The organism is Streptomyces sp. NBC_01707 (assembly GCF_041438805.1).
Lineage (GTDB): Bacteria > Actinomycetota > Actinomycetes > Streptomycetales > Streptomycetaceae > Streptomyces.
The window spans coordinates 177,309-187,110 of the sequence record NZ_CP109190.1 but is presented as its reverse complement, the minus strand read 5'-3'; the positions used below and the strand labels follow the sequence as shown (position 1 = coordinate 187,110).

The window sequence follows — 9,802 nt, the reverse complement described above, 5'->3', positions numbered from 1 at the left end:
AACTCACTGTGAAAAGAGGGATCGGGAAACGGTTCCCGGCGCAACGAGTGATCTACCTCATATGCCATCTGTTGAGCTCCCAGAAGACGCCGTCGAATTCGGTCCAGCAGGCAAGCTCTAGACCGCCTACAGCCTCACTGCCACCCACGCCGCGACGACCGGGCAGCGAGCCGAGGAGCGAGGGCTTCGGCCCTCGCACGGGAGATCCGCAGAACCTGGATGGATGGGGGAGCAGCTTCTGACCTGGATGTTCGCGAACCCGAGATGTGAAAGAGGTGGGCCTTGCTCAGCCAGAGCGGATGCTGGTCACTAGGCCGCTTCGTCCAGATCACTCGACTCCGGCCCTGTGTTGTAATCCTCCGAACGGCGCTGGGGAGAGCCGATGAGAGATGAGGGGGACAAGGCGTGGCTGCTCGGGTGGGACCTACCGCTGGGGTGCTCGTGATGGCGGTGACCCTGCTGCTGGCCGGTTGCGACGGTACCGGCGGCGGTGGTGGGAGTAAGGAGCGCGCGGCGGCCGCCATCGAGGCCGCGCGGGCCTTCCAGCAGGCTTCGGTGGATCAGGACTGGGAGGCCGCTTGCGAAGCCCGGACCGAACGCCTGCGGCAGAGTTGGGGGGCGGACACTATCGCCGAGTGCGTCGAAATCACTGGTACGCCCCGGCTCGGCGACTACTCGGACGCGCGGGTGAGCACTGGTGAGGCGGTCGAGGTCTCGGCCTTCGGTCCGCACCCGGCGGGATTCGGGCTGCGGGTGACCTTGGAGACCGGTACTGCGGCACTCGGCAGGACCTCTCACACCGCGCTGCGGCTTGTTCCTGGGGAACAGGGTGCGTGGCTCGTCGATCAGGCGGTCAACCTCGTCGACACCGAGGGCACGGATACCGAGGCCGTGCGGTCCGCGCTCGAGCGCAAGTGAGCTAGCCGGTTTCTTACGGATCGCCATGTCCGCCAGGAACTGGTGGTGATCTGATGGCTCCATGTCTCTCGAGCACCACGTGACCAGGAACCACATCGAGGTGTGGAACGAGCGGGTGCTACCGTCCGGCGGTCAGGATCACGTTCTGGAAGGTGCCGCATGGCTCTCTCCTGCCGATCCTTGCTCTGGGCTGGCGTCACGTGCTTCGTCTACCTCGACCGCAGGAGACCGCCGGAAGCCAGCACGCCGAGGCGGCTGCAGCCGGACGCGACCCAGTGCCCTGAGGCGGTCACGTCCGGCTCGAGCCTTCTGCATAAGGCGCGAGTAGATGCTCCCTTGTGTGCCGCTTCCATCTCCTTTGGTCAGCGGTGTTCGTCGCGGGAGTTTTCGACGAGATGCCCGTGGTGTCGGTACACCATTTCGTCGGGATGGCGTGTCACTCGGGCCAGCCGCCAAGCCGCGTCGTAGGAGATACGCCCGCGTTCTCGGGCATGAAGCCGCAAGGCCAGTAGGCTGGTTGCCGGGTCGAGCAGCCAGCGCAAGGTGGATAGCTTCATCGGGCGTCGCCCGCCTCACCGACTGGACGTGGCTCTCTCCCGTCAACGCGGACGCTTTCCGGCGAATGAGCGGCTGATGGCTCGACCGGCCCCGGAAAGGCAACCGCGTCGCTCCATCCCATTTGCCCAAGGACGGTACGCATTGTGGTGATGAAGCGTGCATGCTGGCCTGGGTTGTCGCCCAATTTCTCCCAGACGTACAGGAGAGTTTGGGCGATGCGCTCGGCCTTGGACTGTATGTCGTCGGCTGCGCCGACCAGTGGGAGGATCTTCTCCTTGAAGACGGCCCAGTCGAGGGAGTCCAGATCGTCCAGGTGACGGTCGAGCCACCAGATGCGCGTAGCGTCCGGCGTGTCCAAGACCGCTTGTCTGAACCGTTCTCGGCGTTCGTGATCCTGCGCGAGCTGTAGCGTCACCTCGCGTAAGGCGTCTTGGTACCTCTGGGACCGGTCCACGTCTTGCTCGGTGAGTATCAGGGTGACGTGCGCCTTGAGCCAGAGGCCAGGAGTGTCTTCGGGGGTGTGCCAGTGCGCCGCGGCGAGTGTGAGGCGTTCCTGAGCTGTGGCGAGCTGTTCGGGCATGTGGCGCTCGGTGATGCCACGGCCGAGTTGATCCAGGGCGAGTCGTGCTGCGGCTCGGGTGGCGGCGGTGCCGCCGGTCTTGAGGGGGGCATGTGCGCCGTAGGTGAGTGTGCCGCGGGCGCAGAAGCGGATACCGGGCAGACGCGTGGGCCACTGGGCCCGGATCCGACTGCGCCGGCGGCTCCACCACGGGCCAGGTCCATCGGTCGTCAAGGGGTCGATGCCTCCTTGGACGACTGGTAGCGGTTGGCGGCCAGCACCAGGACCTCGCGCCAGAAGGGAAGAATGGCCGACTCTTTCGTCACCATGAGCCGGTCGAGACCGGGGCGGAGGCTGGGCGGGGTGAAGATGTCGGCGAGGACGTCCACCACGACTTCCCGGCGATCGACGGCCTCTTGGAATCGCTCATGCCATTGCGACAGTTGCGTGACGACCGCGTCCACGGCGTCGTCGGTGGACAGCAGCTTCTGCCATGCGTGGATGATGCGCAGCCGGGCCTCGGGGGCGAGTGTGTCGTTCAGGATGAGGTCTGTTCCCTCATCGCTGGAGACGAGGGCGAGGAAGGATCCGAGAGTTTGGCGGCGCAGGGTGTCGTCGTCGGGCCGGGCTTCGGCGTCGCTGAGCCATTGGTCGACGGCTTTGCGCACCTCGTCCGGTCGGTGCAACGCGAGTTGCCTGAAGGCAGTTACGACGGTTGCGGAGCCGAATGCCTTGTGCCCTGCGGCTTTACCCAGCCGTGTCAGTGCGAGGGCCGGCTGTTGCATTCCCCAGGTGCCTGCACACATTGCGATGACGAGGTCAACTTTGTTGTCCGAAGGGTTTTGGGCATCCATCCACTGGCGCAGGCGGTCCCTGACGTAGCGGCCGAACTCGGCATCTCCGGCTGCATTGGTAAGGGCCTCCACGGCCAGGGCCCTCCGGGGGCCATTGAGGTCGCTCGCCAGCCCGTCGAGGATGGCTCGGTCATGGCGGTGCACCGCCAGCATCCACAGTGCAGTGGTGACCAGGCGGGCGTCTTCTTCCGGGACGGTCCGGTCTGCAGCGATGCCGATGGCCCACCTGCGCAGGAGTTCGTGCTGGGTGGGGAATTCGTCCCACAAGTGACGCAGGATGGCGGCAGGCAGGCCTTTCTTCAACGTGTCGTGGAATGCGCGATCCCCCTCACGAGTGATCTCCGCGGCCTTCAGCCGGCTCGATGTGGTGGCGTCGGTCAGAACGTTGGCGGGGCTGCGTTCGTGGCCGAGTCGGGTCAGGAGGTCTTCGGCTGCCTTAACGATGGACCTGCGCTGTCCCCCGTGCAGCAGGGCGCCGGCCCAGACCGTGACCCGGGTGGAAAGCAGCTGTGCGTCGCTCCCTCTCGCCCGATCCTTGCTGAGGAGTTTCTCGACTTCCGTGTGCCAGTCGCCGAACTCGTCGACGATCGCCTGGATCTGCTCCGGGCCGGGAGCGTGGAGCAGACGGTCGGCCAGACGCCACGCGGCGCGCGCGGACGGGTTGGCTTTCCAGATGTCAGCGAACTCTTTCCTTTCCAGCCAGAACACACGATCGCCGTGGTGGTGCGTCCGGAATTCCGCTGTGACGAGGGCCCGCGCGTCGGGAGACTCCAACCGGGTGGTGAAAGGCAGCGTGGGTTCGGCCCAGTGGCCGTACCAGTCGGCGGGTGTGGCCAGGATGACGAGGAAGGAGTTGTTCTTGCGTAGTTCCGCCCCATGGCCGACCAGGTCGGTGCCTAGCCGCTCGCCGGGTTGCTCCGCGAGGTCGGAGAGATCGAGGAGGTATCCCGTCCCCGCCTCTTTCGGCAGCGGGCGGATCGAGGGCTTGGACCATTCCGGGTCGAGGCCGAAGATGGCCGGCGGAGGGGTGGTCGCCGTACGCAGAAGGCGCATGGCAGCCGTGCGTCGGCCGGTGCCCTGGGCTGCGCAGAGCACGACGATTCCGTACTCGTTCAGCTCTTTGGAAGCGGCCTGCCACTGATCTGTGTTGCGCGGCGGGACGAACCGGCCGTCCTGGCTCGCCCTGTAGTCGGCATCGCTCTCGGTGATGGGGACGGGGATCGCCTGGTCGCCGTTCAGGTGCAGGTTGTAGGCCTGGATGCCGTGTTTGCCGGCGTGAGTGAAACTCACTGAGCTGGGATGCGTCTGGCCGTTCGGCTCGCCGCCCTCTGGCGGTGGAGGGGAACCTGCGTGCTCGTGCGGCGCGACGAACTCTGCCGACGGTGAAGTGGGCTTGATGCGGTCTTGGTTCCCCTGCTCGTGGTCGATCATCACTGCCCCCGCCCCGTGCCGAAGAGGTTGTACGTCTGGACGCCGTGCTCTCCGTGGTGACTGAAGTTCACCGTGCCCGGGACCGGTGCAGCCGCCTGAGCTGCCATGGACGCCGGGGCCTTCGGCTGCTCAGTGACCGCATCAGTGGCGTTGACCGGTTCGAAGATGTCCGGGTCCGCGAGCCTCCAGTCGAACCCGGGGATGTGGATCCAGGCCGGCTGCTGGAACTTCTTCGCCCTCGCCAGGTGGCTGGTGAACTGGCTTGGCAGGACATCGCCGTTGACGCATCCGCTTTCGACTACGTCCTCGTACACGCGCTGCGAGATGATCACCACGGTGTTGGTGATCTCCGGGTTCGCACGGTTGAGCACGGCTCGCAGCGCGTCGTCGTCCAGGAGGCGGTGGATGTGCACCATCGGCACGCCCAGTCCGCTGTTCGGCAGCGGGCCAACGTGAATGCTGACCCGCAGCTGCAGGGGCGGGCCTGCCGGGGTCTCGGCCCGTCGGCGAGCGAGAGCTGCCCGGAGGGCTTCGGGGAAGCAACCCACCAGGGCAGGCAGGACTTCCGGATCCATGCCGGCGACATAGCCGTCGCCGGTGTGCTGGCCGAACATACGCCGCTCCCAGTGAGCGCTCACGTTGCTCTCGCTGAGTGCCTGCGCCAGCAATGGCGGGATATCGGCGTTCACCTGCTGCATGCCCTTGCTGTCCAGCGCACTGAAATTCCGGGCGTCCACGGCCAGGACTGCCCGGTAGGGCCACAACGGCTCCCATGACGGCAACAAGTGCTGCTCCTCTCGTCGCGTGTGTTTCGCCGCGAATGACGGCGAAGGAAACGCTCGTCGAGAGGCAAGAACGGAATGGTCCAGCGTTGGACGGTACGGGCGTGTGGTGAGTCACATCGCAGGTGTGGCGTCGTCGCGGCCTTTGGCGCCGGGGAGCTCCTCCCCTCGGGCGACTGCCTTGAGGCGGGCCACATCCGTGATGATTAGACGCCGACGGCCGAGCGTGAGAATGCCGGCCGACTGGAGTTGGCCCAGGGCTGCAAGTGCGGATGAACGGCGCATGGCCGCCATGGTGGCCAGCTCGGCGCGGGGCATCCCCAGCTCCACGAGCAGGCCGGTCACTCCCTGGGGGTGACCGACTTCGTCCGCAAGACGACTCACTACTCGGGCCACGCGTCCGGTAGGGGGCAGGTGTACGAGGTCTGCCCGAAGGCGCTCGTGGCTGTTCAGCCGTTCCACGGTCAGCTGGTAGATGACCGTCTCCAGACGATGCCGCTCAACGTAGCCGCGGAAGGCATGAGCGGGCAGCACCACGCCGGTACAGCGGCGCGCCGCCGTGACAGTGGCTGAGCGAGGACGACCAAGTAAGGCACCCATTTCCCTGAGGACTTCGCCAGGTCCGCGCAGCATTAAAGTTAGTTCGTCGCCGCACTCGTTGCTCTGCACGACCTTTACCAGGCCTTCGACCAATGCGATCACGCAGTCGGGTGACTCGCCTTGCGCGAGGAGCACAGACTTGGATGGGTAGGTCCGCTGACGACCGCGGTCGATCAGGTCGCGCCAGACGTCGGTGGATACCAGGGAGCGGAAGTTCATCACGGTGCTCTCCTGGTGTGTCATCCGACGACGGTCGCCAGGCCGAAGGCGGCACATCCCGCGACCGCCAACATCAGCGACCACTGCACCCGGCGGTGCTTATTCCAGGCGATCTCGCTCATCACCACAACCTGCCGGGACAACGACGGCAACGGGTCCTTGTTCCGCAGCGCGGCCTCCAGCACCTCCGGGTCCAGGTGCCGGACGTGCCCGAAGTACAGGAAGTCGTCATCGTTTTCCGGCCCTCGTCGTTCCTTGCGGAGGTTGGGCGAGATAGCCCAAGCCGCGCAGCTGACTCCGCCCACCATCAGCAGCACGCCGATCCACAACAGAAGACGCGGGGCAGCGGAGTCGAGATCACCAGACGCTCGCTTGGATGTCGCCAGCAGCCCCAGAACCGCCAAGGCCGTGGACTGCATTGTCAGAGCGAACGACGCCTTCGAATCAGCCTTGGCCGTCCAATCCGCAACAGCCGCCTGAATACGCCACGCGGTCTCCGTCGGCTCAACCGCCATCAAGCCATCCCCCTAGCCGTCAACCGGCCGTTCAATCACCGGTCCTGGCCTGAAGCCTGGACACAGCGACCAGTCGGAAAACCCACTTATGGCACTTTGGCCGAGAATGGCGGTGTGAGGCTCCGCCCGTTCGCGCGAGGTGGCCGGGGCAAGCAGGAGGGTGTGAGGCGGGTGGCTCTGACGAAGATGAGTTGTGCCGCGCGGCGGACCGTTATGGAGGCACGGGCGACGCTGTGCTTGTTTGCCGACCCGTCCAGGCATTCAAGGGCGAGGTTGGCGGTGTGTGTTTCGCCTTCAGCGCTTTGGATGGTGCCCCGCCAGTGCGGCCACTGGACTGGGCACCAGATCCTACATCTGGGGCCTCAATACGGTACGAGATTTATGGATTCCCCGTCACGCACTGGGCCGAGGCTGTTTCACTGGCCCACATGTCGAAAACGTGCAGTACGGGCTGCGGCAAGCTCGCCTCTCGTAGGGGCATGTGCCAGCCCTGCTACCGGCGATTCAAGCGCAACGGAACAACCGAGCTCGTAGGACAGAAGCCGCCGATCAGCATCGCCGTCGTTATGGCCAACGTGAAGCTCGCCAACGCCGGCTGCATGATCTGGACCGGAGACACCGACAAGGACGGACGTCCTCGGTACTACGACGGCGACCGGTACCAGCGCGGCGAGAACCCGCTCGTTTACGTACAGCGATGGATGTACGAGTACCACGGAGGTGCCCTGAAGAAGGGCCAGACGCTCACTCGTAACTGCCCGAACAAGCGGTTGTGCGTCAATCACACACACTCCCGCCTGTGGCGCGACCTCGGCGAGCAGGCGTTCGGTGCACCCAAAAAGGAGCGGGTCGTGCCCGACCTGTGCGCCAACGGGCATCCGCTGGACGAAGAGAATCTCTATACCAACCCGGTCACCGGGGCCTGGTCTTGTCGGCAGTGCTCCTGGGAGTCAAAGCTGCGTTCCCAGGGCATCGACCCGGCCTCCCGCGAACGCAGGTCGCACAACCGGGAGAAGACCCACTGCTACAAGGGCCACCTACTCGACGGCAATAACGTCTGGATCAACCGCGACGGCAACCGCGTTTGCAAGCGGTGCCGCGCCACGGTCGCCTTCAGACAGAACCTGAAGAAGGAGTACGGCCTCACCGTCGAGGGCTACCTGGCGATGCTGAAGGCGCAGGACGACCGGTGCGGGGTCTGCGACCGGCCCTTCGCTGAGACCGGCAGCCAGATCAACGTCGACCACTGTCATCGGACCGGCAGGATCCGCGGGTTGCTGTGTCGTTCCTGCAACCTCGGCATCGGCCACTTCGATGACAACCTCGACGTTCTCCAAAAGGCGATCGCCTACCTACGGCGGCAAGCAGCCTGAGCAACACGGAGCCCCCCATCGCATACCGGCGGGGCTCGCTGCGGGGGTGAGCCGGCTGGTTCGCGGAGATCACCAGGGCCACACGACCCCGGGCCGGGTTCGGCGAACTCGTGCACAGCTCCACGCTGACTGGCGCAGCAGCCATCAGCGTCCCGGTGACGCGACGCCGCGTCCCGCTGGTGCGGGGCCTTTGGCTCACGGCAGTGAAATGGACTTCTCCCGAACGGCGGAAGGGGTGAGCCAAGAGCGGGCCAGCCCGCACGATTAGGTGCGGATCTTGCTGGTCCACACTCCCAGTACCTCGGCCAGATTGACCAGGTCTAGGGGGGTGAGGACGATGAGCTTGATACCGGCGTGCTGGGCGAGTTGCTGCTTCGCCTGGATCTTTGCGAGGTAGTCGTCGCTGGTCAGGCCTGCGTATTCGACGTAGGTGCCGTCGGGCAGCCGCCAGTCGGCGCGGCGGCGGCCGTGCCCGTTGAGCTCTGGGTGAGGCGGCCAGACCGGTTCGATCTGGTGCTCGACGCCGTGGCGGCTGAGCCAGTCGTCGATGGTGCGCTCGGCCAGGGAGCGGCATGGATGGCCGTCCGCGGCGATGCAGTAGGTTCCTCGGGCTGGGCGCCAGGCGTCGGGGACGATGTCCGTCGTGCGCAGGACCTCGATCCAGCTGCCGGCACCCAGCAGGCTGCGGAGGGTCGGGGCGGGCGGGCATGCGGCCATGGCTCCAACGATGGCGTCTCGCTGTTCGGTTGGAAGGTCGAGAGGAACGGGACGCTGGCAGAAGTCCTGTGGGGGCGCGGCGCCCATGCTCGTCGAGAGAGCGGTCAGCGCCTGGCGGGCTGCGCGCGGCGTCACAGCACCCCCGTGGCCATTGCGGGCCTGCATGCAGCACTGCTTGCACCAGCGCGCAGGTCCGAACTGGCGGATGATCCACGGATTGAGCTGCCCGGCAGTGAAAACGGCTGCGCACAGGGGACAGGTCTGCGGGAGCGCATCCGGCCAGGACCGCCGGGCACGCGCAGCATGGAAGGGACCGTACATGGCGGCATGTTCGTACACGGCGTCCGACCGGTCCCGGTAGGTGTGCCCCTGCCCGATCAGCTTCCGGAGAGCAAGATCATGCAGGCTCTCCGCGAGCGCCGGCAGGCGCGTGAGAAGGCGCTGCGGACATACCCAGGGCCACATCGCCCCGTACGCCTCGATCAGGGCATCGACAAGATCATCACCGTCCCTGGTCCACACCGCGGCGAACCGTTCCTGATCGGCATTGTTCCATCCGTACGGGTTGAACCCCCCGTACGGATCCGCGTATCGGAAGGACCAGTCCCGGTCGCTGCCCCTGTTACCAGATCCGGCATGCATCGAAGATTCCCCTCAGGCGGACCCAGACGTGCCGTCGAACCACAGCCCCGTCGCAGAGCACGCAAGGGACAGCCACGGCAGGGACAGTATCGAAAGCTACCAACACGGCCGACAATGCGTCTGCCCCGTAGCTGACGACCACACACGATGACGCGCAGCGGCGGTCAGGGCGGCTGCGCGAGGATGGCAAAGCCTGGTCTGCCGCTGGAGCGGGCCGTCTTTCGGGAGGTACCGGATGCAGTTCACTCCGACTGAGCAGGCCGCGATCACGGCCCACGCCGCCAGCCTGGGCGAGTACGTTCGGCAGGCGATGACCGAGCGGGCGCTGACCTGGCAGCGCGAACAGGACGCCTTCACCAGGCTCGCTGAGCGGCGCGGCATCAGCCTACGAGACCTCCTACGGCGCGGCCGCCCCACCGACGACCTGTCCTGACGTCGTCTCTCGTTCCTGTGCCGTCCCGCCCGCGTCAGCTGTTGCTCCTTCCGGATCTGAGGCCAGACTGCTGGACGCAGCCCCACTCACACGCGCCCAGCCGACGCAACACCACGCCCTTTTCGCTAAGTTGATCCCTCTCGCGAGTGCCGCCGAGCACCGCCAACGGGCCGGCCCCACCGGTTCCGCGCGCCTACAACC

At 66.1% G+C, this 9,802-nt stretch carries 10 protein-coding genes; 3 read left to right on the top strand and 7 right to left on the bottom strand.

The annotated features are described in order from the left end of the window. Positions 1-444 precede the first annotated feature (444 nt). Positions 445-918 (top strand): hypothetical protein, encoded by a 474-nt coding sequence (locus OG963_RS00850; RefSeq protein ID WP_327425450.1) that lies wholly within the window; start codon positions 445-447, stop codon positions 916-918. Positions 919-1,280: 362 nt separating this feature from the next. Here OG963_RS00850 and OG963_RS00845 read toward each other — a convergent pair whose 3' ends face one another. The 6 genes from OG963_RS00845 to OG963_RS00820 form a co-directional block, all read right to left on the bottom strand. Continuing rightward, positions 1,281-1,475 (bottom strand): hypothetical protein, encoded by a 195-nt coding sequence (locus OG963_RS00845; RefSeq protein ID WP_327425449.1) that lies wholly within the window; start codon positions 1,473-1,475, stop codon positions 1,281-1,283. Then, positions 1,472-2,056 (bottom strand): hypothetical protein, encoded by a 585-nt coding sequence (locus OG963_RS00840; RefSeq protein ID WP_327425448.1) that lies wholly within the window; start codon positions 2,054-2,056, stop codon positions 1,472-1,474. Before OG963_RS00840 ends, OG963_RS00845 begins: the two co-directional genes overlap by 4 nt. A 209-nt stretch (positions 2,057-2,265) precedes the next feature. Further along, on the bottom strand, positions 2,266-4,320 hold the full coding sequence (locus OG963_RS00835; RefSeq protein WP_327425447.1) for a hypothetical protein: 2,055 nt from the start codon (positions 4,318-4,320) through the stop codon (positions 2,266-2,268). Then, the gene (locus OG963_RS00830) at positions 4,320-5,105 is read right to left on the bottom strand and encodes a hypothetical protein (protein WP_327425446.1); all 786 of its coding nucleotides are present in this window, start codon (positions 5,103-5,105) and stop codon (positions 4,320-4,322) included. The genes OG963_RS00835 and OG963_RS00830 overlap by 1 nt, the downstream gene beginning before the upstream one ends. 111 nt (positions 5,106-5,216) lie before the next feature. After that, positions 5,217-5,945, bottom strand: a complete 729-nt coding sequence (locus OG963_RS00825; protein WP_371798153.1) for a Crp/Fnr family transcriptional regulator — start codon at positions 5,943-5,945, stop codon at positions 5,217-5,219. Beyond that, positions 5,942-6,436 (bottom strand): Pycsar system effector family protein, encoded by a 495-nt coding sequence (locus OG963_RS00820; RefSeq protein WP_327425444.1) that lies wholly within the window; start codon positions 6,434-6,436, stop codon positions 5,942-5,944. The genes OG963_RS00825 and OG963_RS00820 overlap by 4 nt, the downstream gene beginning before the upstream one ends. A gap of 566 nt (positions 6,437-7,002) precedes the next feature. On the opposite strand from OG963_RS00820, the gene OG963_RS00815 reads away from it, so the two are divergent. Further along, complete coding sequence (locus OG963_RS00815) at positions 7,003-7,809, top strand: endonuclease VII domain-containing protein (protein WP_327425443.1); 807 nt, start codon at positions 7,003-7,005, stop codon at positions 7,807-7,809. Positions 7,810-8,073: 264 nt separating this feature from the next. Here OG963_RS00815 and OG963_RS00810 read toward each other — a convergent pair whose 3' ends face one another. Next, positions 8,074-9,168 carry a hypothetical protein gene (locus tag OG963_RS00810; protein ID WP_327425442.1) on the bottom strand — a complete coding sequence of 365 codons (1,095 nt, stop codon included), beginning with the start codon at positions 9,166-9,168 and terminating at the stop codon, positions 8,074-8,076. A gap of 235 nt (positions 9,169-9,403) precedes the next feature. Here OG963_RS00810 and OG963_RS00805 point away from each other — a divergent pair, with 235 nt between their 5' ends. Further along, on the top strand, positions 9,404-9,601 hold the full coding sequence (locus tag OG963_RS00805) for a hypothetical protein (protein WP_327425441.1): 198 nt from the start codon (positions 9,404-9,406) through the stop codon (positions 9,599-9,601). The last annotated feature ends 201 nt before the right edge of the window (positions 9,602-9,802 follow it).